The organism is Dactylosporangium sp. NPDC005572 (assembly GCF_040605515.1).
Classification (GTDB): domain Bacteria; phylum Actinomycetota; class Actinomycetes; order Mycobacteriales; family Micromonosporaceae; genus Dactylosporangium.
This window is the reverse complement of record NZ_JBEXCY010000008.1, coordinates 1-24,635: the sequence shown is the minus strand read 5'-3', so window position 1 is coordinate 24,635 and position 24,635 is coordinate 1. Positions and strand designations below refer to the sequence as shown.

Below are 24,635 nucleotides of genomic sequence, written 5' to 3'. Positions count from 1 at the left end.
AGCGGGCGCAGCCCGCGCGAAGAACGACGGGCCGTCAAGGCGAAAGCGCCCCCTGCGCTGAGCAGGAGGCGCCTACCGGCCCGTGGGGCTAGCTGGAATCGAACCAGCGACCTCAGAGTTATCAGCTCTGCGCTCTAACCGACTGAGCTATAGCCCCGTTGTGCGGACGATGAAGGTTACCGTACCCGGCCCGCTGCCCTCAAACCGGTTCCCCCCGGCGCGCCGAGGGGAACCGGAACCGCAGGTCAGTCCTTCTCGGCGAGGGTCAGCTCGATGCCGCCGACCAGGTCGGCGCACACGTTGTAGATGAACGAGCCCAGCGTCGCGAGGGCCGTGAAGAGCACGACGTTGACGACGCCCAGGAGGGCGGCGCCGCCGATGATGCCCTTCGCGGTGATGCGGAAGGTGTTGTTCGACTCGCCGCCGGTGGAGCTGACGATGTCGGCCAGCATCTTGTTGACGCTGTTGAACACGTCCATGGCGTCGAGGGCGAGGTACAGCACCGAGGTCGCCACGATGACGACCACGAAGAGCACGAACGACACCGCGAACGCGAACTTCATCACAGACCACGGGTCGATGCGCTTGAGGTGCAGCCGGGCCCGGCGCGGGCCGCGGCCGACGGCCGAGCTGACCGTCTTGCGAGCGGCCCGGACGGCCTCGGTGACGCGCGCGGAGCCGGACGCCGACGCCGCGGGCGCGTTGATGGCCTGGGTCGCCGCGGCGGCGGGCGTGCGCACGGCCGCCCGCGCGATTGCCGAGACGCTCGCGGTGCCCGTCGCCGAGCCGCTCACGGGCTTCACGCCCGCCGGGATCGACATCGGCGGCGCGGCCGATCCGACAACCGAAGCCGGCGACTGGATCGGCACAGTCAGTGAATCGGGCGGCGGGGCCATGCCCGGCGCACGCATGAACTTCGGCGTGCCTCCGGTCGTGGTCTCGCCGGCCAGCCCGTTCCCGTTGAACGCGCCAGCCTCCCCGCCGGCGGCAGGCGCCCCCGAGTCAGATCCCGTCATGGCAGCCTCTCCGGCCTCTCCGGCCTCGTCGGTTGCTGCCGAGGCGGTCCCCGACTTCGCCTGTGTGTCTGTCATCAACTAGTCCTGTTCGTCGGGCTCATCGGCGTTACGGGCGATCGCGACGATGGTCACACCCTCCGGCAGGTCCATGAGCTTGACCCCCATTGTGTTCCGGTCCCGCGTGCGCCGTACAGGCTTCACGGGAGTCCGGATCACGCCACCATTGGATGTAATGGCAAACAGCTCATCGTCCGGGCTGATCACCACCGCGCCCACGAGGCCTCCGCGACGCGACGTGATTTTAGCGGTGAGCACACCCTTGCCGCCGCGACCTTGCACCGGATATTCCTCGATGGGCGTGCGCTTGGCAAAACCACCGTCGGTGGCGACCAGCACGTCCAGATCCATCCCTTCACGTACCACTTCCATGGCGAGCAACTCGTCACCGTCGGTGAACCGCATGCCGATCACCCCGGACGTCGCCCGCCCCATGGGACGCAGCGTGTCGTCGTTGGCCGTGAACCGGATGGCCTGCGCCTGCTTGCTGACCAGGAGGAGGTCGTCCTCCGGGCCGAGCAGTGCCGCGCCCACCAGCTCGTCATCGTCTCGCAGGTTGATCCCGATGATGCCCCCCGACCGGTTGGAGTCGAACTCCTCCAGCTTGGTCTTCTTGACCAGGCCTTCCTTGGTCGCGAGCACCAGGTACGGCGCCACCTGGTAGTTCGGAATCTCGATCACCTGCGCGATGTGCTCGTCCGGCTGGAAGGCCAGCAGGTTGGCGACGTGCTGCCCCTTGGCCACCCGGCTTGCCTCGGGTAGCTCGTACGCCTTTGCCCGGTAGACGCGTCCTTTATTCGTGAAGAACAGCATCCAATCGTGCGTCGAGCACACGAAGAAGTGGCTGACGATGTCGTCCTGCCTGAGTGTCGCGCCTGAGACACCCTTGCCGCCGCGCTTCTGCGAGCGGTACAGGTCGACCTTGGTGCGCTTGGCGTAGCCGGTGCGAGTGATCGTCACCACAACGTCCTCGCGCGCGATGAGGTCCTCCATGGAGACCTCACCGTCGAACGGGATGATCTGGGTGCGCCGGTCGTCGCCGCGGCGGGCCACGATCTCGGCGAGCTCCTCGGAGATGATCTGCCGCTGTCGGGCCGGCGTGGCGAGGATGTCCTTGTAGTCCGCGATCTCGATCTCGATCTTCGCCAGCTCGTCGAAGATGCGCTGGCGCTCCAGCGCGGCGAGGCGCCGCAGCTGCATGTCGAGGATCGCGGTGGCCTGGATGTCGTCGATCTCCAGGAGGTTCATCAGGCCGGTCTTCGACTCCTCGGCGCTCGGCGAGCGCCGGATGAGGGCGATGACCTCGTCGAGCATGTCGAGGGCCTTGACCAGACCACGCAGGATGTGCGCGCGCTCCTCGGCCTTGCGCAGCCGGTACCGCGTGCGCCGGACGATGACCTCGATCTGGTGCGTCACGTAGTGCCGCACGAACTGGGCCAGGTTGAGCGTGCGCGGCACGCCGTCGACCAGGGCCAGCATGTTGGCGCCGAAGGTCTCCTGCAGCTGGGTGTGCTTGTACAGGTTGTTCAGCACGACCTTGGCGACCGCGTCGCGCTTGAGCACGATCACCAGGCGCATGCCGGTGCGGCCGGAGGACTCCTCGCGGATGTCGGCGATGCCGGCGAGCTTGCCCTCCTTCACCAGGTCGGCGATGCGCTCGGCCAGGTTGTCGGGGTTGACCGCGTAGGGCAGCTCGGTGACGACGAGGATCGTACGACCGCGGGGGTCCTCCTCGACCTCGACGACGGCGCGCATGCGGATCGAGCCGCGGCCGGTGCGGTAGGCGTCGACGATAGCGGCGGTGCCGACGATGAGGCCCTTCGTGGGGAAGTCGGGCCCCTTGACGATCTTGATCAGCTCGTCGAGCGTCTCGGCCTCGTCGGCCTCCGGGTGGTCGAGGCACCACTGGACGGCGGCGGCGATCTCGCGCAGGTTGTGCGGCGGGATGTTGGTCGCCATGCCGACCGCGATGCCGGTGCTGCCGTTGACCAGCAGGTTGGGGATGCGCGACGGCAGGATCGTGGGCTCCTGTGCCCGGCCGTCGTAGTTCGGGACGAAGTCGACGGTGTCCTCGTCGATGTCCCGCAGCATCTCCATCGCCAGCGGGTCGAGGCGGGCCTCGGTGTACCGCATGGCGGCGGCCGGGTCGTTGCCGGGCGAGCCGAAGTTGCCGTTGCCGTCGATCAGCGGATACCGCAGCGACCAGCCCTGCGCCATGCGGACCAGGGCGTCGTAGATGGAGGCGTCGCCGTGCGGGTGGTAGTTGCCCATCACGTCGCCGACGACGCGGGCGCACTTCACGTAGCCGCGGTCGGGCCGGTAGCCGCCGTCGAACATCGCGTAGAGGATCTTGCGGTGCACCGGCTTCAGGCCGTCGCGCACGTCGGGGAGCGCACGGCCCACGATCACGCTCATCGCGTAGTCGAGGTACGAGCGCTGCATCTCCACTTCGATGCCGACCGGCTCGATCCGGCTGGCGACCCCGGAGCTGCCCTCGGCGGGCGTCTCGTCTGGAGTGGGGTTCGGTTCCGTCACGCTACTAAATCCCTTTTCTCAGTGTCCGCAGATCAGATGTCGAGGAACCGAACGTCCTTGGCGTTCCGCTGGATGAACGAGCGGCGCGCCTCCACGTCTTCGCCCATGAGGACGCTGAAAAGCTCGTCCGCGGTTGCAGCGTCGTCCAAGGTCACCTGACGGAGCATCCGGGTCGCCGGGTTCATGGTGGTTTCCCACAGCTCGGGGTAGTTCATCTCGCCGAGACCCTTGAACCGCTGGATGTCGTCCGGCTTGGCGTTGGGCTTCGACTGCTGGCGCAGCTCGATCAGGCCGTCGCGCTCACGGTCCGTGTACGCGTACTGCGCGTCGTCGCCCTTCTTGTTCCATTTGATCTTGTACAGCGGGGGCGCGGCGAGGTAGACGTGCCCGAGCTCGATCAGCGGCCGCATGAAGCGGAAGACCAGCGTCAGCAGCAGGGTCTGGATGTGCTGGCCGTCGACGTCGGCGTCCGCCATCAGGATCAGCTTGTGATAGCGCAGCTTCTCGATGTCGAACTCGTCGTGGATGCCGGTGCCGAGCGCGGTGATCAGCGCCTGGACCTCGTTGTTCTTCAGCACCCGGTCGATGCGGGCCTTCTCGACGTTGAGGATCTTGCCGCGGATCGGCAGGATCGCCTGCACGCGGGGGTCGCGGCCCTGCTTGGCCGAGCCGCCGGCCGAGTCGCCCTCGACGATGAACAGCTCGCACAGGCGCGGGTCGTTGGACTGGCAGTCGGCCAGCTTGCCCGGCATCGAGCCGGACTCCAGCAGCGACTTGCGCCGGGCCAGCTTGCGGGCCTGCGAGGCGGCGATCCGCGCCCGGGCGGCCTGCGAGGCCTTGGTGATGATGGTCTTCACCTCGGCCGGGTTGCGGTCGAACCAGTCGACCAGCCACTCGTTGCAGACCTTCTGCACGAAGCTGCGCGCCTCGGTGTTGCCCAGCTTGGTCTTCGTCTGGCCCTCGAACTGCGGGTTGGCCAGCTTCACCGAGATGATCGCGGCAAGACCCTCGCGGATGTCCTCACCGGTGAGCTTCTCGTCGCCCTTCAGCAGCTTCTTGTCGGAACCGTACTTGTTCACGACGCTCGTCAGCGCGGCGCGGAAGCCCTCTTCGTGGGTGCCGCCCTCATGCGTGTTGATCGTGTTGGCGAACGTGTAGACGCTCTCGCCATACGACTCGTTCCACTGCATGGCGATCTCGACCGCGATGCCCTCGCCGTCCGAGCCGAACTCGATGACGGAGCGGTGGATCGGGGTCTTGGTCGCGTTGAGGTGCCGCACGAAGTCGGCGATGCCGCCCTTGTAGCAGAAGACGACCTCCTTCTTCTCCTCCGGCACGTCCGGGCGCTCGTCGCGCAGCGCGATCGTGAGGCCGCGGTTGAGGAAGGCGTACTCCTGGATCCGGCGGTAGATCGTCTCGTAGACGTAGGTGGTCGTCTCGAAGATCGTCGGGTCGGGCCAGAACGTGACGCTCGTGCCGGTGCGGTCGGTCGGCTCGCCCTTCTGCAGGGGGTCGGGCTTGGAGTTGCGGTAGGTCTGGCGCCAGACGAACCCGTCCTTGTGGATCTCCAGGTCGATGCGGCTGGACAGCGCGTTGACCACCGAGATGCCGACGCCGTGCAGACCACCGGAGACCGCGTAGGCCTTGCCGTCGAACTTGCCGCCGGCGTGCAGCACGGTCAGCACGACCTCGACGGTGGGCCGCTTCTCCTTGGGGTGGATGTCCACGGGGATACCGCGGCCGTTGTCCACGACCCGAACGCCACCGTCTGCCAGCAGCGAGACCTCGATCGTGTCGCAGAAGCCGGCCAGGGCCTCGTCAACCGCGTTGTCCACGACCTCCCACACCAGGTGGTGCAGGCCGCGCTCGCCGGTCGAGCCGATATACATGCCTGGGCGCTTGCGGACCGCCTCAAGTCCTTCGAGGACGGTGATCGAGGAGGAGTCATAGGACTGTTCGGGCTTGTTTGCTGCCACCCTCGGTCGCTTTCTCGCACTGGCCGGCCGCGCGGGTCGCGCCCCGGGTCTCGTGCGGAGTCGTGCGAGCGCGCCGGACGGTCGACGGCACACCGAGCGCTGGCGCTCGTCCACAGAGCGCCCCGACCTCCGGCGTGCCGACCACCGCTGTGACGCACACGCGGAAACTGTTCGGCTGGCTTCCTGAGCCGCTCCAATCCTACTGTGCTCATGCGACAATTTCGCGCCGGGACGGCACCTGTAGTCGTCGTAGCGGCCCGAACGGTACGGTCCGAAGGTCCCCCTACGCAGGAGGGGTCTTCATGCGTGGTGGCGGGCGGCACAGCAGGTACAAGAGCCGGGTTCTCGGTTTTGGAACATCCGGGGGTCGCGCAAGGGGCCGTTCGTGCCGTATGTTCCCCGCCGCGGGGCGGGCGTGGGTCAGGGAAAGTGAGGGTGGGCGCGATGGGGCTTGACAACGTCGCCGTGCAGTGGCCGCGCACCGGCCGGTTCTACGACCCGGTGGCGCCGGCGGAGTTCGTCGACTTCGCGGACCTCGCTGAGAAGCTGCCGCTGCACGCGGGCCCGGCCGCGGCCCTGGCCGATCACGTGGCGAAGACGGGCACCGTGCGCGTGACGGGTTACACCGAGCTCGTCGACCTCCTCTTCGGGCTCAACGGTGTGCTCTACGCCACGGACGCGGCCGCCGAGGACGAGGACCCCGTCATCAGCCCCGACGACTGCGCCTGGATCGCCGGCGGGCTGGAGCGGTTCGTCAACGGCCACCAGCAGTACGGCGAGGAGATCACCTTCGAGACCGTGAGCACGGTGCTGCGCAAGGCGCTGGAGGGGTCGCGCCTGGCCGAGCAGCAGCTGCGCTGGCTGCAGAGCCGGCTGGACGCGCTGCGTGACGACTCGGGCAACGCTCCGCAGTGGAGCTACTCGATCGCCGAGCTCGACGTGCTCGCCAAGTTCTACCGCCGCTGCGCGATCCGCGGCTTCGCCGTCTACGCGGATTTCTGACAGTACTTCTACCCGTAGGTGTCCCGCGGCCCCCGGCCGCGGATCCGGCGCGGCCCGCGGCTCCACGACGGCGTCGTCGGCCCCTGGATGTGCAGCTTCGTCACCACGTTGTGGCCGACCTCGCCCGCGATCCGCGCGAGCAGCTTGCCGGCCAGCATCCGCAGCTGGGTCGCCCACGCGGTCGACTCGGCCTCGACGGTCAGCTCGCCCTGCTCCAGCTTGAGCGGGCGGCAGTGGGCCGCCACGTCGTCGCCGACGACCTGCGCCCACTCGCCGAAGACCTTCGCCTCGGCGGCCGGGCGCTGCCAGCCCCGCTGCTTGACCAGCCGCTGCAGCACGTCGCCGAACAGCTGCGGATCGCGCGGGTCCGGGCCGGGGCCGGTGTAGCCGCCGCGCCGGCGCACCTGCTGCTCGGTGACCGGCTTGCGGCGCGGCTTGGCGCGGTGCTTGGCCAGCGCCGCCTCGACGGCCGCGCGGGCCAGCTCCGGACCGGGCTTCGGTTCTTCAGACACGTCGGACCTCGCCTCCACCCACCTCGTACCGCGCGCCGCGCAACGATCGTGGCACGTCATCGTCGACGGCGCAGGTGACGATCACCTGGCTCGCCCCGCCGACCAGGTCGGCCAGCCGCTCCCGGCGGCCGACGTCGAGTTCGGCGAACACGTCGTCGAGGGCGAGCACCGGCTCGATCCCGTCGTCCCGCAGCAGATCGTAGGCGGCCAGCCGCAGGGCCAGCGCATACGACCAGCTCTCGCCGTGACTCGCGTAACCCTTGGCCGGCAGTTCGCCCAGCGTCAGGGTGAGATCGTCGCGGTGCGGCCCGGCCAGGGTGACGCCCCGTTCGATCTCCTGCTTGCGCACCTCGGCCAGCTTCTCCAGCAGCGCCTGCTCGACGTCGTCGCTCAGCTCGACCGACGGGCTGTAGGCGATCCGCGCGTCGGACCGGCTGGCGCTCACCGCCGCGTATGCCTTGGCGACGTGCGGCGCGAGCCCCGCGACCAGGTCGAGCCGCGCCCGGATCAGCTGCGCGCCGTGCCGCGCGAGGTGCGCGTCCCAGACGTCTAGCGTGGAGAGGTCGCCGCCGCGGCTGCCGCCGGTCTTGCGGGCGAGATACGCGCTGCGCAACAGCGCGTTGCGCTGCTTCAGCACCCGGTCGTAGTCGGCGCGGACCCCGGCGAAGCGGGGCTGTCGCTGCTGGAGCAGCTCGTCGAGGTACCGCCGACGCTCCGAAGGATCACCCCGGACCAGCGACAGGTCCTCGGGCGCGAACAGCACCAGCTTCAGGGCGCCGAGGATGTCGCGCGTGCGGGTCACCGGCGAGCGGCCGAGCCGCGCCTTGTTCGCCTTGCCCGGTTCGATGGAGAGCTCCACCAGCAGCTCGCGCTCGTCGTGCAGGACGGCGCAGCGCACCACCGCGCGGGCCGCCCCGAACCGGACCAGCGGAGCGTCGGTCGCGACGCGATGGGATTCGAGGGTGGCGATGTACCCCAGCGCCTCGACGAGGTTCGTCTTGCCCACCCCGTTGGGCCCCACGAGGACGCACGGCCCGGGTTCGAGCTCGACGACCACCCGCTGGTAGCTGCGGAAGTCGACGAGCTCGAGCGCCCGGACGTACAAGCCTTCCTCAGTCCTTCTTCACTGCATGGCCGCCGAACTGCTGGCGCAGTGCGGCCACCGCCTTCATCGCCGGCGAGTCCTCCTGCCGCGAGGCGAACCGCGCGAACAGGGACGCGGCGATCACGTTCATCGGCACCGCGAGCCGGATGGCCTCCTCGACCGTCCAGCGGCCCTCGCCGGTGTCGTCGGCGTAGCCCTTGAGGCGGTCGAGCTTCGGGTCCTCCTCGAGGGCCCGGTCGAGCAGGTCGAGCAGCCAGGACTGGACCACCGAGCCGGCCCGCCAGGACTTGATGACCTCGGGGATGTTCTCGACGTACTCCGACGTCTCGAGCAGCTCGTATCCCTCGGCGAAGGCGTGCATCATGCCGTACTCGATGCCGTTGTGCACCATCTTCGCGTAGTGGCCGGCGCCGGGCCCGCCCGCGTGCGCGAACCCGAACTCGCCGGCCGGCTTGAGCCCGTCGAAGATCGGCATGCAGTGCTCGACGTGCTGCTTGTCGCCGCCGACCATCAGGGCATAGCCGTTGGTGCGCCCCCAGATGCCGCCGGAGACGCCCACGTCGAGGTATCCGATGTCCTTCTTGCCCAGCTTCTCGGCCCGCGGCGGGTCATTGCTGAACCGCGAGTTGCCACCGTCGATCACGATGTCGCCCGCAGCGAGCAGGCCGGAGAGCTCGTCGATGGTGGGCTCGGTGAACTGCACCGGCACCATGATCCAGACCACGCGCGGCGCGGCGAGCTTCTCGACCAGTTCGTTGAGCGAGGCGACGTCGGTGACGTCGGGGTGGTGGTCGTAGCCGATGACCTCGTGCCCGGCGGCCCGCAACCGCTCGCGCATGTTGAAGCCCATCCTGCCCAGGCCGATGAGACCGAGCTGCATTTGGCGTGCCTCCGATTTCAGCTTCTCAGCTGCTTCGCTGTCTCAGCTCCCGATGCGGACCGGCATGATCAGGTACCAGTACCCCGGGATGACTTCACCATCATCCTTCGCCGGAGACATGACCGCAGGCTTCTTCGGGTCCGTGAACGACAGCACGGCGATGGGCGCGTCGAGCGCCTTCAGGCCGTCCAGCAGATACTGGTGGTTGAAGGCGATCGTCATCGGCTCGCCGTCATAGGTGCAGTCCATCGCCTCGCTCGCCCGGGCGTCCTCGCTGCCGCTCGCCTCCACGACGAGACCGTCGGCGCTGAACGACAGGCGGACCGGGGTCTGCTTCTCGGCGACCAGGCCGACGCGGCGCACGACCTCGTTGAGCGCCGACACGGCCACCCGCGCCTGCGCGTTGTGGGTGTCGGGCAGGAGGGCCCGCACCTTCGGGAAGTCGCCGTCGAGGAGCCGGGATGTGGTACGGCGGGCGCCGCCGGCGAAGCCGATCATCCCCTCGCCGAGCTTGCCGCGGGACAGCGCGACCGACACCGAGCCGCCGAGCGGCCCGAGCGTCTTGGCCGTGTCGTCGAGCGTCCGGGCCGGCACCAGGGCGGCCAGGCTGACGTCGGGCTCGTCCGGCCGCCACTCCAGCTCGCGCACGGCCAGCCGGTAGCGGTCGGTCGCCAGCAGGGTCAGCTTGGTGCCCTCCAGCTCGATCCGCACGCCGGTCAGCATCGGCAGGGTGTCGTCGCGGCCGGCCGCGATGGCCACCTGCGACACCGCCCCGGCGAACACCGCCGCCTCGACGGTCCCCGCCAGCTCGGGCATCTCCGGCAGGGTCGGGTAGTCCTCGACCGGCATGGTCGGCAGCGTGAACCGGGCGCTTCCGCACGTGATCTCGACGTGCGACCCCACGGCGGCCAGGTCGACCGGCTTGGCGGGCAGCGCCTTGGTGATCTCGGCGAGCAGGCGGCCGGAGACGAGCGTCGCGCCGTCGGCGTCGGCCTGGACCTCGACGGTCACCTGGCTGGACACCTCGTAATCGAAGCCGGACACCTGCAGGCGGCCGTCGGCGACGCGCAGCAGGACCCCGGCGAGCACCGGGACGGAGGGGCGGCTGGGCAGGCTCTTGGCCGTCCAGGCGACGGCATCGGCGAGCGCATCGCGCTCGACTCGGAACTTCATCGCGGTCCTCCCGCGTTCGACTCGTCTCGGGTCTCAGGCTTGTGGTGCTGATGGTGCTGTTCCACGTTCGCCGCGGCCGTCGCTCCGGCCGGCTCGGTCATCACCGAGTCGGGGGTGCGTGGGTCGTGGCTTCGTGGGCGTGGCTTCGTGGCGCGTGCGGCGCCGGTGGTGCGGGGAGCATCGGGTGATCGGTGGGTCTGACGGTGTCAATGATCGCCGATGGTGGCGATGATCGGCTGCGGTGTTGGTCGGTGGCTGTGGTGAGCGACGGACAGGGGTGGCTGGTGCGCACTCCTCGGGCCGCTCATCGAACCTTAGGCGCTCCGAGCGGCGCTCGTGCACCGACCCCGCCAAATCGAGCTCCCAAAGTTTTCCACCTGCCGATGATTGCTTTTTCTTCTCTTCTAAAGAAATTCCCTTCGTAATCATCGGTGGTGTGGATTCTGTGGAAAACCGTCATCTTGCCTGGTCAGCGCGTTGCGGACCGGTGGATGAGGTGTGTACGAACCCCTGTGTACAACGCTGTGGATTGTGGACAACTACTCGTCCACAGGCGTTGTCCACCGGTTGTCCACCGGTAATCCCCAGGGTTCATCCACTGCCTGGGGATAACGAGGACCGTGTGAACACTACGGCGAGTAGCGACGGCGGTTACAGCTCGGCCGCGTCCACAGGACTTCCACACAGCTTCCCCAGTAGTTATCCACAGCCTGTGGACGTCGACTGTGCGCAACGCGTAGTGACTTGGTGACCGGAGCTCGTCGGTGCCTGGAAAGTTGGCACAGACGGAGTTTTCCACAGCTTTTCTGTGGATTCCTTGTGGACAGTGTGGACAAACCCCGCGGGGGTATATGTGTACAACTTGTGGATCGAGCTGGGGACTTCCTGTGGACAACGTGGGGCCACATGGCCAATATCCCAGCTAGGTGCCCTGTGGAAACGGTGGACAGTGTGGTCAGTCCACAGGCTGTGATCAACCGCGGTGGAAAGCCGTTTTCTGTGGAGAAGTTGCCCTACCCCCTGTGGATAACCGGCTGAGCCCCGATTTGCCGACCGAAGCTTCCACCCCGCCCGCCGACGCCCGGGCCGCCGCGGGGAGCCGTTTCGCCCTCGCCTCCAGCCGCCTGTGGTGGTGGCTCTGGTCCTTCAGTCGCCGTGTCTGGGTGGCGTCACTGGCGCTTCAGCCGGCGTGGGGAGCCCGGGTCTCGACCGCCCGAACCCGGGAGCACCCGATGCAGGTGCGGGCCGGCACCGTGGAGCGGGCCGAGCCGTCGTCGGCTCCAGACTCTGGAAGTCGGTCGGTCAGAAGAGGACGCGCCTTGGCGGCTGGCCAGCGGCCGAGCCGTCCAGGCGTGGGCGTCCCTCGTGCGGACCGTCCCCCACGTCGATCGTCACCACGTCGACCGCGCTCCGCGGGGACCATACTCCGCGCGGACCCGTCCTCCGCGGACTGAGGACGAGCGGCTGGGATGAGTGAATGCAGCCCGCTGGATTGCCCGCCTAGGACTGTCCCAAGGGCTGGGGACCGTGGCTCCCGCCGTCGTGGCCTGCAAGGAGCGCGGGGTGGCACCCGCCGTCGACAGATCGGCCTCGACCCGCTCCGGGCCGCTCTCGGCCGCGATGGCGAGGCACCCCCTAGCCCATGATCAAGGGAAGTTTCTGGTTGTCAGGGCAGCCAGAAACTTCCCTCGATCATGAAGCGACGCAAGCGTGCGGTCAGGTGGTCTGCTTGATGCGGTTCGTCAGCTCGGCGATCTGGTTGTAGAGCGACCGGCGCTCCGCCATCTGCTGGCGGATCTTGCGGTCCGCGTGCATGACCGTCGTGTGGTCGCGGCCGCCGAACGCCTGGCCGATGCGGGGCAGGGAGAGGTCGGTCAGCTCGCGGCAGAGGTACATGGCCACCTGCCGCGCGTTCACCAGCACCCGGGAGCGGCTGTGGCCCCGCAGGTCCTCCAGGCTCACCCCGAAGTAGTCGGCCGTCGACGCCATGATCTGGTCGGCGGTGATCTCCGGGCCGGAGCCGTCGGGGATGAAGTCCCGCAGTACCTCTTCGGCCAGGCTCAGCTCGACGGGCGAGCGCGTCAGGTTGGCGAACGCGGTGACCCGGATGAGCGCGCCCTCCAGCTCGCGGATCGACGACGCGATGCGCGACGCGATGAACTCCAGCACGTCCGGCGGGGCGAACAGGCGCTCCTGGGCCGCCTTCTTCTGGAGGATCGCGATGCGCGTCTCCAGGTCCGGCGGCTGGATGTCGGCCAGCAGGCCCCACTCGAAGCGGGTCCGCAGCCGGTCCTCCAGCGTCGCCAGCTGCCGGGGCGATCGGTCGGAGCTGATCACGATCTGCTTATTGGCGTTGTGGAGTGTGTTGAAGGTGTGGAAGAACTCCTCCTGCGTGCGCTCCCGGGTCTCCAGGAACTGGATGTCGTCGATCAGCAGGATGTCGACGTCGCGGTACCGGCGCTGGAAGGCCTGGGTCTTGTCGTCGCGCAGGGAGTTGATGAAGTCGTTCGTGAACTCCTCGGTCGACACGTAGCGCACGAACCGGGCGTTGCCGAGCATCGTCGCGTACTGCCCGATGGCGTGCAGCAGGTGCGTCTTGCCGAGCCCGGAGCCGCCGTAGATGAACAGCGGGTTGTACGCCTTCGCCGGCGACTCGGCGACGGCCACGGAGGCTGCGTGCGCGAAGCGGTTCGAGGATCCGATGACGAAGGTTTCGAAGGTGTACTTCGGGTTCAGGCGATTCCCGGCGCTGTCCCCGGCGGGGGTGCTCGGGCGGCTGCGGTCGTCGCGGCCGGTCCCCGGCGACGGTGGGCGCGGCAGCGGCGGCTCGTCGTCCAGCGGCGACAGCAGCTCGGCGCGCGCGGCCTCGAACGCCGACCCGTGCCGCTCGCGCCGCTCGGCCGGCTGCGGCCGGTCGGCCGGCTCACCGGCGGTGGACGAGCCGGCGGTGGACGACCTGGTGGCCGACGAGCCGGCGGTCGACGAACCGCTGGTGGACGGGCCGGCGGAGGCGGGCAGGTCGAACAATCCGTCGCTCGGCTCCCGCTGCGCGGGCGGCTGGTCGTCGAACAGGTCGCGGCGCGCCCCGTTCGACCAGTGCGACGCCGACGGCGCGGGCAGCGGCGGGCTGTCATCCGGCGGCCGCACCGTCACCGCGACCTGGATCGCGCGGCCGAGCAGCCGGGAGAGCGCCTCGGTGATCACCGGGCGCAGCTTGGTCTCGATCACCTCGCGCGCGAACGCGTCGGGCACGGAGAGCAGCGCGGTGTCCTCGACGATGGCCCGCAGCCGGGTGAGCCGCAGGTAGGCACGCTGCTGTGCCGAGACCACCTCGTCGGCGAGCTCGTCGGTCGTTGCGTGCCACACTGCTGCGAGGTCGGTGTCAGTCACCGTTCGCGCACCCCCATCGTCATTCGCGGCCCCCACCGCGAGTGGACCGGGCGCCGGGTTCCCGCCGTCCCGGCCATCATTGTCCACAGGTTTTCCACAACCTGTGTATCAACGACTCATGTGCCGTGGACGGAGCGTCCTGATTCCCCCTGGTCCCGTGCCGACTTAGCGGTCGGCCGGCCGAGACGGCGTGGAAATGCAGGTCAAGCGCGTCGTCTGCCCCCTGCAGCGCGCCTGTTTGCGGCGATAAGTCCGTTATGCCCTGTCGCCGGTCATCGCGGTTTCTACCGGCAACCGGGCACGTTAACAGCGTTGTCCACAGGCACTCAACTGTTGTCCACAATGATCCTGTGGATTTCCGGGTTCGCCAGTGGGCGGGCGCGCGGCTGCGTCCTTGATCGTTGACGGTGCGTACACCCGCGCGTACCCTCTTTCGGTTGGAGAACCGCTGCCTGGTAAACTCCAATCACACCGATACGACATCCCGTGGGCGCGCCGCGTCCCGCCAGTCACAGGAGCCCCGACGTGAGCAAGCGCACCTTCCAGCCGAACAACCGCCGGCGCGCGAAGACCCACGGCTTCCGGCTGCGCATGCGCACCCGTGCCGGCCGTTCCATCCTGTCGGCGCGCCGCGCCAAGGGGCGCGACCGCCTGTCGGCCTGACCGACGCAACCCCTCCGGGAGGCAGCGTGCTGGCGGCCGCACAGCGACTGCGGCGGCGTGAGGATTTCGCCGCCACCATTCGCAACGGTCGCCGCGCCGGCCGCGGAGCCCTTGTGGTGCATTACATGCAGTCTGCAGAAGTAACGACCGAGCCGGCGCCCCGCGCCGGCTTCGTCGTGTCCAAGGCCGTCGGCAACGCGGTCGTCCGCAACGCGGTCAAGCGCCGCCTGCGGCATCTGGTGCGGCCCCGGCTCGCCGACCTGCCGGCCGGCTCGGTGATCGTCGTGCGGGCGCTGCCTGACGCGGCCTCCCAGGGGTACGACACCCTCCAGAACGATCTCAACGAGGCGCTCGTGGCCGTCCAGCGCCCTCGAAACCGAGGTGGCCGTCGATGAACGTCGGAGCCCGAGTCGTTGCCGCCCCCATCGTCGCGTACCGTCGTTGGATAAGCCCGGCGCTGCCGGCGCGATGCCGGTTCTACCCGTCGTGCAGTGCCTATGCCCTGGAGGCGGTCGGCACACACGGCGCGGTCAAGGGAATCGCCCTCGCGATCTGGCGGCTGCTGCGCTGCCACCCGTTCCACCCAGGTGGGTTCGACCCGGTGCCACCGCGCCGGGGAGCCACGCCACACCCGGAGCCCACCCCCGAGCCTGAGTCTGACGTGACTGGAGCAGTGTCGTGATTAGCAAGCTGATGGGCGGGATCTACTGGCTGATCTCGCAGGTGATGCTGTTCTGGCACTCGGTGTGGGACAAGGTGGTGCCCGATCACCGCGTGCTCGGCACCAACTGGCAGTGGGTCCTCGCGATCGTGTTCCTGGTGATCACGGTCCGGGTCGTGCTGTTCCCGATCTTCGTCAAGCAGATCAAGTCGCAGCGCGCCATGCAGGCGATCCAGCCGAAGATGAAGGAACTGCAGGAGAAGCACAAGGGCGACCGGGAGACCCTCCAGAAGGAGGTCATGAAGCTCTACCAGGAGGAGAAGGTCAACCCGCTCATGGGCTGCCTTCCGATGTTCCTCCAGATCCCGGTGTTCATCGGCCTCCTGCACGTGCTGCGTCACCTGCGCCCGGGCACGTCGAACACCCAGATGGAGCTGTACGGCTGGAGCATCCCGCAGTTCCTCAGCGCGGTCGACGCCCGGCTGTTCGACGCCCCGATCGTCGCGAAGTTCAGCAGCAACGCCTCCGAGCTCGCCCGCATCGAGGCCAGCTCGACCACGGTCAAGGTGGTCTCCGCGCTCCTGGTCGTCCTGATGATCACGACGACCTACCTGACGCAGCGTCAGATGATCAAGAAGACCGGGTGGAACACCGACCCGCAGCAGCGCATGATCCAGAAGTTCATGCTCTACGGCATCCCGTTCTTCACCCTGACCTCCGGCTGGTACTTCCCGATCGGTGTCATCCTGTACTGGGTCACGAACAACGCGATCACGCTCGGCCAGCAGTACTGGGTGCTGCACAAGTACCCGCCGCCGGCCAGCTCCACGACCAGCACGACGCCGTTCAAGCAGCCGAAGGGCGCGAAGGCCGTCAGTGGCACCAGTGAGGCCAAGCCCTCCGGCTTCGGCGCCCTGTTCGGCCGGGCGAAGGCCGAGGCCGAGCAGCGGGCCAACGGCAAGGTTCAGGGCGGCGCCCCGAAGAAGGCGACCGGTGCCGCGGACACCGCGGCCACCGGGCCGTCCCGCGCTCCGAAGCCGGGCGCCAAGCCGATCAATCCGAAGAAGGGTGGCGCCGCGAAGCGGCAGTCGGGTTGACGCGACGCGGCCGGGCCCGTCCCTCGACTGCGGCCCGGCAGGCGGCGCTCCCCGCGGTACCACCACCCCTCACCGACGACCTGTGACGGCGCCTCGGCGCCCCTAGCAAGCGGAGATGAGTTTCGTGACCGACACCACCAGTGATCTCGACGCGCGCGGCACCGAGAGCGAGGCCGAGGAGTTGGACCAGGACGCCAACCTCGACGCCGCTGACGATGACGCCGAGGACGAGGCGCCGGCTACCGGCGGCGGCAGCGGCAAGGCCGCGGCCGACCTGTTCCGGGAGAGCGAGATCGCGGCAGATTACGTCGAGGGCCTGCTGGACATCCTCGACTACGACGGCGACATCGACGAGCTGGTGGTCAGCGGCCGCCCGGTGGTCGAGGTCGTCGAGGGCGGCGACGGCCGCCGCCTCCAGGCCCTGGTCGGCCAGCGCGGCGCCACGCTGGAGGCGCTGCAGGAGCTGAGCCGGCTCGCCGTCTTCCGGCAGACCGGCACGCCGAGCCGCCTGCTCCTGGACGTCGGCGGCTACCGCGCCCTACGCCGCAAGGAGCTCGGCGCGATCGCCAAGAACGCCGCGGAGAAGGTGAAGGAGTACGGCGAGGCGGTCCGCCTGGAGCCGATGAGCGCGTTCGAGCGCAAGTGCGTCCACGACGTGATCAACGCTCTCCCCGGTGTGGAGAGCGAGTCGGAGGGCGTGGAGCCCTCGCGGCGGATTGTCGTTCGCCCGACCGCCTGACCTTTCCGGTACCACAGCGTCCCCGGTCCCCCGAGCTTCGTCCTCGGGAGCCGGGGACGTTCTGCATTCCGGCACCCTCGGCCGTCGGTGCGTCCGGGGCGCTCGCGGCGCGTCGTGTCGTTCTGCGGTCTCCTGCTTGGCGCTGCCGCTGCTCGCTCACCGGTTCTCTGCGGTGGCCGGCTTGTTGTGGCTGGCGGTGCTTGAGGGTGCTTGGTTCGGCTGCTTCGCTTCTCCACACCGTCTCCGCTCTTGCGCCCCACGCCCGTGCTGCGCCTTCCTCTCTAGCGCCGTGGGGTCCGCGCTGCGCCTTCCTATTTAGCGCCCTGGCGCCTCGCGTCCCGTGCCTCGCGTCCCGCGCGGCCTGCCTCCGCGCCCCGTGCTCCACGGCCCATGTCCCACGGCCGCGTCCTACGCTGCCCCTTCCTCTCTTGCGTCCCGCACCTCGTGCTCCGCCCCGTGCCCACGCTCCACACCCGCGTGCCTCCGCCGTGCGCCGCACCCTCCGCTTTGTCCCTGCGCCGCACCTCCACCGCGCGCCGTGCGTTTGCCCTGCGTCCCACGCCTCGCCATTGTTCGTGACCTGCTACGCGCCACGCGCCACCCTTCCTGCGCTTCCTCCGCTGTGTTGCGCCGATAGTGGAGGCTTCCCTCCGCGGTGGTTCGGCTGCTGGGGTACATCTCGGGCATACTGGTGGCAGACGCGACTGGCGGCACGAAGGATGGGCAACCATCGGGGAGCTCCGTTCGCGGGAGTCGACCGCCTGGGCTCCTGCGATCCGTGAGGAGCTGTGCGCCTATGTCGCCGACCGCATCCGTCGACCTTCACACCGCCCGCCTGCTGCCCGGCGCGCCGGTGGCCGAGAGCATCCTGGCCGACGTCGCCACCCGAGTAGCCGCCCTCCGCGCCCGCGGCGTGACGCCATCGCTCGCGACGATCCTCGTGGGCGACGACGACGCGAGCGCCGGGTACATCCGGATCAAGCAGCGCCAGGCCGCCGAGCTCGGCTTCGCCTCCCCGCACGAGCACCTGCCGGCGAGCGCCACCCAGGCCGACCTCCACGCGGTGATCGACGCCTTCAACGCGGACCCGGACGTCCACGCATTGCTGATCCAGTACCCGACCCCACAGCACCTCGACTACGACGCCGCCCTGCAGCGCGTCGACCCCGACAAGGACGTCGACGGCATGCACCCGCTGAACCTCGGCCGCTTGGCCGCCGGCATGCCCGGTCCGCTCCCCTGCACGCCCGCGGGTATCGAGGCGCTGCTGGCCCACTACGAGATTCCGGTGAGCGGCCGTGAGGTCGTGATCCTGGGACGCGGCGCCACCCTGGGCCGCCCGCTGGCGATGCTCCTGGCGCAGAAGCGCCCGACGGCCAACGCGGCGGTGACGGTCGTCCACACCGGTGTCCCGGACTGGCCCCGGTACACCCAGCGCGCCGACATTCTCATCGCCGCCGCCGGCGTACCGGGCATCATCCAACCCGAACACGTCAAGCCCGGCGCCGTGGTCGTCGGCGGCGGCGTCCGGTACGAGGGTCGCCGCCTCCTCCCCGACGTCGCCGAGGAATGCGCCACGGTGGCCGGCGCCATCACCCCCCGAGTGGGCGGCGTAGGCCCAACAACGGTGGCCATGCTCTTCCGCAACGCCATCACCGCCGCCGAGCGCCGTTTCACGTGAAACATCGAGCCGCCGGGCGAGTCGACCTTTGGGCCGAACGCCCGGCGGCTCCATCCCTTCGCGACGACGGACGCGGGCGGGACTGGCACGGCGACGGTGGTCGGCCGCGACGACGGTGGGTCGGGAGCGCCGTGTGTTGCTGAGCCGGTCCACCGATCGGTGGACCGGCGACGACGACGGTGGTAGGCCCGCGGCCGCGACGGTGGCGGCCGGTTCCGCGGAGGGTCGGTTCGGTCGGTGAGGGTCGGCGGTGAGGGTCGGCGGTGAGGGTCGGCGGCGAGGGTCGGCGGCGAGGGTCGGTGCCGGCGACCCACGGCTGTGGCCACGACGGAGGCCGGTCATCGGTGTCGGCGGTCGGCCGCATTGACTGCCGCCTGCAGTGGTCAGCGATTGCGGCGGTGTAGTTGGTGGTGGCCGGCGACGGCCCGTCGTTGAGATCGGCGGGTCGCTGCCGCTCCCTCTGCCAATCGAGCTCAACCGTTCGTAGGCGAGAGCGGGACCGGCGCCACATCCGCTCGACGGCGATTGCCTCGATTGCTGACCGGCACCCGGCCGACCCGGCGGGCCGGTGGGGTTGTGCCTCGGCCACGACCCAGCGATACGCCTGCGCGTTCATCGCCGGTTGGTCAGCATCGCCCCGCGGGAACCGCCGCAGATCGGTGGGCGCTGTGCATCGCCACGGTGGGCGCCATCAGCTCTGCGGAGGCCAGCGGACGGCACGCCGAGCGCGCCCGTAATCGGAGGGCCGGGGTCGCTACAACGCTCCGCGAGAGCGGGGTCCGTTCCGCCGCCGACGACGCCGAAGAAGCGAGCCATGAGTGGCGGAGCCCCAGCGCCATTCGCCGTCGACCTTGATCGGCCTAACCGGGTTACCGCCGAGGCTGACACCAACACCTAGTCCCGAGGCGACTGCGGACGCGTGTTCTGTTGAGCCGAGGGATTTCGGGGTCGGACAGGCGGCCGGGCCGACGGCACTGCGGTCGTTGTCGGCCAGCGCTGCTTCGGCTCCCCCGGTTCGGCACCGAGATGGCCATTGGCTGTGACGCCACCGAACGGACGCCCACACAGACGTACTACGCGGGTGATCCTGTTCCGGACAGCTTCCTGCTGCGTTTCGTTGGGAGTTCGATTCGGCGTTGAACGCCACGTTGAAACGCGGGCGATGCCGACTGGTCGACAGACGGCTCGTGGTGTCGACGCGTGGTGGGGCGCCACGGGTTGGGGCGGTTGCGGGTTGGGGACGGTGGGCGTGGGCGGCGATGGGCGAGAGGAGGCGTGCGCGACGGAGCGGGTGTGCCCGACGGCGTGACGTCCGTGTGCAACGGTGCATGTGGACCGGCGGCACGGATGACGGGGGGCGCTCGCGGTGCGGGTGCGCTTGGTGGTCCCAGCCGCGATGAGTGGCATCCCGGGCGGGCGGGTTCTACGGTGCCGGCTGGGGCTGCGTGGTCTTGATGACGCCTACCGAGGTCCGGGGCGTCCCCGCGAGAGGCTCGCGGGTTCGGCTGAGTCATGGGGTCGGTGGCGTCCGAACGGTGGACTTCGCGTCGCGGCTGTGGCTTCCACCGTCGGGGGATCTATCCCGGGCCGTCACGACCGTCGAGCGGTCGGAGTAGTTGGGTCGCGCGCGTGGCCCGGTCGGACTCGGGCGGCCAGTAGCCGATAGCGAGCTGGGTCGGCGGATGCGGCTTCGCGGCTCGGGCGTGCAGAGCGATGTCGGGCTCCGCGTCCGCGGGAGTGGGAGGTGTCGCCCGCCCGACCGTAGCTGCCCAACCCGGCCCCGATGTTTCACGTGAAACACCGCACCCCAAGAGAACCCGGCCCGATGGAGTGGCAGCGCCCCACCGCCCGCCGGCGGCCGTCCCCAGACGTGGTTTGCTTGACCGATGACCGGCGCAGTACCCCAAGACCTCCACCCCGCCGCCGACAAACTCTTCGGCCCGCGATTGGACCTAGCCCAGGAGTACGCCCAACTCCTCGTGACCGACGGCGTGCTCCGCGGCCTCATCGGCCCACGCGAAGCCCCCCGGATCTGGGAGCGCCACCTCCTCAACTGCGCCGCCGTCGCCGACCTCATCCCGGCAGGGGCCGAGGTAGTAGACGTCGGCTCCGGAGCCGGCCTCCCCGGCCTGGTGCTCGCAGTGGCTCGCCCCGACCTCACCGTCACCTTGGTCGAGCCGCTCGCCCGACGTACCGCCTTCCTCGACGAGGCGGTGGCGAGCCTCGGCCTCGACGAGACGACCACGGTGGTCCGGGCCCGAGCCGAAGAGTGCGTCGGGCGGGTCGACCCGGCCGACGTCGTCACCGCCCGAGCTGTCGCCCCGCTCGACCGGCTCGCCGGCTGGTGTCTCCCCCTCGCCGCCATCGGCGGCCGACTCCTCGCCCTCAAGGGCTCCTCCGCGGTGGCCGAGATCGAGGAGCACGGGGCGGCCCTCGAGCGCCTCGGCGCCGGTACCCCGGTGGTCCGCCTCTGCGGGGACGGCCTCCTCGCGGAGCCCACCACCGTGGTCGAGGTCGTACGGGAACGACAGGTCCAAACGAAGCGCGGAAGTCAAAAGAAGAGCAGACGCGAATAGCAACAAACAGACCCGCCAAGTTGACGGCTTTTCGGTCTTTTGGCGCACGACTCGGCGTGACAAGACCAACGACGCGCCCGAGAGTCATAGCTCCGCTCGGCGAAGCGCCGTAGGCTGGCCGCGCGCCATTCTTACTACGGCGGCGACCGTGGCGGCGATGGATGAGCGGGACGAGCGGGACGGAACTGACATGGTGCGCGACAACAGCGACGACCACAGCGACGGCCACGTTTCACGTGAAACGGGAACCGGAATGGAGGGCTGGGGCGTCCGACCGCCGAGTAGGGGCGTACCCCAGCCGCGAGCCGAGAACCCCCGACCCCAGGAACCGATCCGACCGAGGACACAAGGGACGACCCCGGGTGCGACTCAGGGGACGACTCAAGCGACACGCGGAGGCACGGTGGAGTTTCACGTCGGCGCGCCGAGCCCCGACCGGTCAACCGGTACTGTGTACGGCCGAGGAGCATCGCCAGTCGACACCCCTCAGGCCGACCCGGAGGAGCGGGACGATCGCCGTACCCCACCCTCCCCGCGGCCTCATCCGTCCGTCGTCACCGCGGATACCGAGGGCGCAATGACAGACGCGTACGTTTCACGTGAAACCGAAGACCCCCCATTGGCACAGGAGGCAAAGCGCGCCGTGGAGATTCTCAACCCGAGCGGGGAGATCACGATGCCCCGTCCCCCACGGCGGCGCACGATGTGCGTGGCGAACCAGAAGGGCGGGGTGGGTAAAACCACCACGGCGGTGAACATCGCCGTCGCCCTGGCGCTCCACGGCAATCGGGTACTGGTGATCGACCTCGACCCCCAGGGCAACGCCTCTACGGGCCTGAACGTGCCGCACCACTCCGGCGTTCCGGACGTGTACGACTGCCTGATCGACGGCGCTCCGCTCGACGCGGTGACGCAGCAGGTGGAGGGCATCCCGAACCTGTGGGCGGTACCGGCGACGATCGACCTCGCCGGCGCGGAGATCGAGCTCGTGTCGGTGGTCGCTCGCGAGTCCCGGCTCAAGCGGGCGATCGAGGCCGGCGGCGCCGACTACGACTACATCTTCATCGACTGCCCGCCGTCCCTCGGCCTGCTCACGGTCAACGCGCTCGTGGCGGCCGAAGAGGTGCTCATCCCGATCCAGTGCGAGTACTACGCGCTGGAGGGTGTGCAGGCGCTGACGAACAACATCGAGCTGGTGCGGTCCCACCTGAACCCGAAGCTCGACATCTCGACAGTCCTCCTGACGATGTACGACCGGCGGACCCGGCTCGCCGACCTCGTCGAGCAGGACGTGCGGAACCACTTCGGCGACAAGTGCCTCAACGCCGTCATCCCCCGCAACGTCCGCGTCTCCGAGGCGCCCAGCTACAGCCAGTCGGTCATGACGTACGACCCCGGGTCCCGGGGTGCGGTCAGCTATTTCGAAGCGGCGCAGGAGATCGCGCTGCGCGGCGCGCAAGGCGCGCAGGTGGGAGGAGTCGCATGAAGTCCAACCGACGTGGAGGTCTCGGGCGAGGGCTCGGTGCCCTCATCCCAACCGCCGCCGCGCCGGCCGACGGCGCGGTGGGCACCGCGACCGCGCTCGCAACACCTCCGGCCCCGGCCGACCTCCCGGCCCCGGAAGCGACGCTCGCCCCGGTGCCGGGTGCCCGCTTCGCCGAGATCTCGGTCGACGCGATCGTCCCCAACCCGAAGCAGCCCCGCCAGGTCTTCGACGAGGAGGCCATCGAGGAGCTGAAGACCTCGATCCAGGAGGTCGGCTTCCTCCAGCCGATCGTCGTGCGCGAGCTGCGCGACGGCGAGCAGACCGACGACAGGAAGTACGAGCTCGTGATGGGCGAGCGCCGCTGGCGCGCCGCCCAGGCACTCGGCAAGGACGCCATCCCGGCCATCGTCCGCGAGACACGCGACGACGCGATGCTCCGCGACGCGCTCCTCGAGAACATCCACCGCGCCAACCTCAACCCGCTCGAAGAGGCGGCCGCGTACCAGCAGCTGCTCGACGAGTTCGGCGCGACGCACGAGGAGCTCGCCCGCCGCATCGGCCGGAGCCGCCCGCAGATCTCGAACACGATCCGCCTGCTGAACCTCCCGGCCCCGGTCCAGCGCCGCGTCGCCGCCGGGGTGCTCTCCGCCGGCCACGCGCGGGCGCTGCTCGGCCTCGACAGCGCCGAGGCGCAGGAGGACCTCGCCGCGCGCATCGTCAAGGAGGGCCTGTCGGTCCGCGCGACCGAGGAGGCGGTGCAGGTCGCCGTCAGCGACGGCCCGCCGAAGAAGACGGCATCCCCGCAGCGGCGTGCCAAGCCGCACGCGCCGGCGCTGTCCGACTTGGCCGACCGTCTCTCCGACCGGTTCGACACGCGGGTGAAGGTCGACATCGGCCGCCGCAAGGGCCGCATCACGATCGAGTTCGCGACCGTCGACGACCTCGAGCGCATCGTGGGCATCATCGGCGTCGAGGAACAGCGCGGCAACGCCCGCGACTGACGCCAAAACCCCCGAGAGGCCGGATCCAGAACGGGTCCGGCCTCTTTTGGCGCCCGGAAGAAATCTTGAGAGAACGGTTCTGGGGGAGGGTTGTCCACAGGGGTTATCCACAGGCTGGCTGTTTCACGTGAAACGACGTGGTAGGAGCCTCGCGCCCCTGTGGATGACGGAGCCGTCCGACGCATCGGAAGCGGGTTATCCACAGGGGTGCGGACACCGGCGTCGTGTTCGGCTAGGGTCGGCACGTGCCCGATACGCCGCAGCAGTTGCCCGCCTTCACCTACTGGCCGACGTTCCCGTTCGAGGGTGACCTCCGGGTGAAGCGCCTCCTGGAACCGGTCCCGATCGAGCCCCCGAGGCACGGCGACAACCCCGCCGAGTGCCGCGCCTGCGGCGCCCCCGACGAGGCCTACATCTGGGTCAGCGACCGCTGGCGCGTCCGCAGCCTGGACCGCCCGACGGGCCTGCCGGCGGTACTCATCCTGGAATCCCGCTCGCACCTCGACCTGGGCGACCTGCCGAACATGCTCGCCGCCGAGCTGGGCGTGATGACCGTCCGCCTGGAGCGCGCGATCCGCTCGCTCGACGGCGTGGCGCGCGTCCACGTGAACCGCTGGGGCGACGGCGCCGCCCACCTCCACCTGTGGTTCCTCGCCCGCCCGTATGGTCGCCTCCAACTCCAGGGCACCTTCCTCGCCCTGTGGGACGACATCCTCCCGCCGATCTCCGAGGAGAGCTGGCGCGAGAACCTGGCCCTCGTCGCCGCCTGGCTGGCCGAGTTCGGCGGCCGCCCACTCGCCGAGCCGCCCCGCATCAACTGGACCGCTCCCACCAAGCTCGCCGAGGAGGCCCGCGCGGCCGCCGACGAGACCACGACCTTCGGCGACCCGGGCAGCCACGCCGAGCCCCCCGAGCCCGCGAGCGACACGTCCGCGCGGCCGGAGATCACCGTCCCGGAGCCGGCCGAGGGCAACGGCGACGCCCCGGACGAGCCAAAACTCCAAGAAGACGGCTCGGGTCAGCGCAACTGACGACCGTCGCTCCCGCCAGACACCGCTCGTGCCGCCGGTGCATCCGCCCCGGCG

At 69.6% G+C, this 24,635-nt stretch carries 19 protein-coding genes, 1 tRNA gene and 1 riboswitch; of the genes, 11 read left to right on the top strand and 9 right to left on the bottom strand.

The window, feature by feature from the left end; genetic code table 11:
• Positions 1-83 precede the first annotated feature (83 nt).
• The 4 genes from ABZS66_RS06265 to gyrB all read right to left on the bottom strand — a co-directional run bounded on the left by ABZS66_RS06265 (position 84) and on the right by gyrB (position 5,584).
• Positions 84-157, bottom strand: a tRNA-Ile gene (locus ABZS66_RS06265).
• Between the two features lie 88 nt (positions 158-245).
• Complete coding sequence (locus tag ABZS66_RS06260) at positions 246-1,091, bottom strand: DUF3566 domain-containing protein (protein WP_354755688.1); 846 nt, start codon at positions 1,089-1,091, stop codon at positions 246-248.
• Positions 1,092-1,094: 3 nt separating this feature from the next.
• Positions 1,095-3,542, bottom strand: coding sequence for a DNA gyrase subunit A (gene gyrA, locus ABZS66_RS06255; RefSeq protein ID WP_354755864.1), 2,448 nt, complete (start codon positions 3,540-3,542; stop codon positions 1,095-1,097).
• Positions 3,543-3,640: 98 nt separating this feature from the next.
• Positions 3,641-5,584 carry a DNA topoisomerase (ATP-hydrolyzing) subunit B gene (gene gyrB / locus ABZS66_RS06250; RefSeq protein WP_354755686.1) on the bottom strand — a complete coding sequence of 648 codons (1,944 nt, stop codon included), beginning with the start codon at positions 5,582-5,584 and terminating at the stop codon, positions 3,641-3,643.
• 444 nt (positions 5,585-6,028) lie between these two features.
• Between gyrB and ABZS66_RS06245 the strand changes: the two genes are divergently transcribed.
• Positions 6,029-6,586 (top strand): hypothetical protein, encoded by a 558-nt coding sequence (locus ABZS66_RS06245; RefSeq protein ID WP_354755684.1) that lies wholly within the window; start codon positions 6,029-6,031, stop codon positions 6,584-6,586.
• An 8-nt stretch (positions 6,587-6,594) separates the two neighbouring features.
• Here ABZS66_RS06245 and ABZS66_RS06240 read toward each other — a convergent pair whose 3' ends face one another.
• From ABZS66_RS06240 to dnaA, 5 genes are all read right to left on the bottom strand, one after another.
• Positions 6,595-7,098 carry a DciA family protein gene (locus ABZS66_RS06240; protein ID WP_354755683.1) on the bottom strand — a complete coding sequence of 168 codons (504 nt, stop codon included), beginning with the start codon at positions 7,096-7,098 and terminating at the stop codon, positions 6,595-6,597.
• Positions 7,091-8,203 (bottom strand): DNA replication/repair protein RecF, encoded by a 1,113-nt coding sequence (gene recF, locus ABZS66_RS06235; RefSeq protein WP_354755681.1) that lies wholly within the window; start codon positions 8,201-8,203, stop codon positions 7,091-7,093. Before recF ends, ABZS66_RS06240 begins: the two co-directional genes overlap by 8 nt.
• A 7-nt stretch (positions 8,204-8,210) precedes the next feature.
• On the bottom strand, positions 8,211-9,104 hold the full coding sequence (gene gnd / locus ABZS66_RS06230) for a phosphogluconate dehydrogenase (NAD(+)-dependent, decarboxylating) (protein ID WP_354755863.1): 894 nt from the start codon (positions 9,102-9,104) through the stop codon (positions 8,211-8,213).
• Between the two features lie 21 nt (positions 9,105-9,125).
• Positions 9,126-10,256 (bottom strand): DNA polymerase III subunit beta, encoded by a 1,131-nt coding sequence (gene dnaN / locus ABZS66_RS06225; RefSeq protein ID WP_354755680.1) that lies wholly within the window; start codon positions 10,254-10,256, stop codon positions 9,126-9,128.
• 1,716 nt (positions 10,257-11,972) lie between these two features.
• Positions 11,973-13,646 (bottom strand): chromosomal replication initiator protein DnaA, encoded by a 1,674-nt coding sequence (dnaA, locus tag ABZS66_RS06220; protein ID WP_354755678.1) that lies wholly within the window; start codon positions 13,644-13,646, stop codon positions 11,973-11,975.
• Positions 13,647-14,171: 525 nt separating this feature from the next.
• Between dnaA and rpmH the strand changes: the two genes are divergently transcribed.
• The 10 genes from rpmH to ABZS66_RS06170 all read left to right on the top strand — a co-directional run bounded on the left by rpmH (position 14,172) and on the right by ABZS66_RS06170 (position 24,581).
• Complete coding sequence (gene rpmH, locus ABZS66_RS06215) at positions 14,172-14,309, top strand: 50S ribosomal protein L34 (RefSeq protein ID WP_344616653.1); 138 nt, start codon at positions 14,172-14,174, stop codon at positions 14,307-14,309.
• A 26-nt stretch (positions 14,310-14,335) separates the two neighbouring features.
• Positions 14,336-14,704, top strand: coding sequence for a ribonuclease P protein component (gene rnpA / locus ABZS66_RS06210; RefSeq protein WP_354755676.1), 369 nt, complete (start codon positions 14,336-14,338; stop codon positions 14,702-14,704).
• The gene (gene yidD / locus ABZS66_RS06205; RefSeq protein WP_354755674.1) at positions 14,701-14,991 is read left to right on the top strand and encodes a membrane protein insertion efficiency factor YidD; all 291 of its coding nucleotides are present in this window, start codon (positions 14,701-14,703) and stop codon (positions 14,989-14,991) included. The genes rnpA and yidD overlap by 4 nt, the downstream gene beginning before the upstream one ends.
• Positions 14,992-15,002: 11 nt before the next feature.
• Entirely contained in the window at positions 15,003-16,067 is a 1,065-nt protein-coding gene (gene yidC, locus ABZS66_RS06200; protein WP_354755861.1) for a membrane protein insertase YidC, read from the top strand.
• 115 nt (positions 16,068-16,182) lie between these two features.
• A complete protein-coding gene (locus tag ABZS66_RS06195) occupies positions 16,183-16,806 on the top strand; it encodes a R3H domain-containing nucleic acid-binding protein (RefSeq protein ID WP_354755672.1) in 624 nt (207 codons plus the stop codon).
• Positions 16,807-17,496: 690 nt separating this feature from the next.
• Positions 17,497-17,580: riboswitch (ZMP/ZTP riboswitch) on the top strand.
• A gap of 22 nt (positions 17,581-17,602) precedes the next feature.
• Positions 17,603-18,487: a tetrahydrofolate dehydrogenase/cyclohydrolase catalytic domain-containing protein gene (locus tag ABZS66_RS06190; RefSeq protein WP_354755670.1), complete on the top strand. Its 885-nt coding sequence runs from the start codon at positions 17,603-17,605 to the stop codon at positions 18,485-18,487.
• Between the two features lie 1,886 nt (positions 18,488-20,373).
• A complete protein-coding gene (gene rsmG, locus ABZS66_RS06185) occupies positions 20,374-21,063 on the top strand; it encodes a 16S rRNA (guanine(527)-N(7))-methyltransferase RsmG (RefSeq protein ID WP_354755668.1) in 690 nt (229 codons plus the stop codon).
• Positions 21,064-21,316: 253 nt separating this feature from the next.
• On the top strand, positions 21,317-22,549 hold the full coding sequence (locus tag ABZS66_RS06180) for an AAA family ATPase (protein ID WP_354755860.1): 1,233 nt from the start codon (positions 21,317-21,319) through the stop codon (positions 22,547-22,549).
• Positions 22,546-23,550 (top strand): ParB/RepB/Spo0J family partition protein, encoded by a 1,005-nt coding sequence (locus ABZS66_RS06175; protein WP_354755666.1) that lies wholly within the window; start codon positions 22,546-22,548, stop codon positions 23,548-23,550. Before ABZS66_RS06180 ends, ABZS66_RS06175 begins: the two co-directional genes overlap by 4 nt.
• Before the next feature lie 245 nt (positions 23,551-23,795).
• A complete protein-coding gene (locus tag ABZS66_RS06170; RefSeq protein ID WP_354755664.1) occupies positions 23,796-24,581 on the top strand; it encodes a hypothetical protein in 786 nt (261 codons plus the stop codon).
• The last annotated feature ends 54 nt before the right edge of the window (positions 24,582-24,635 follow it).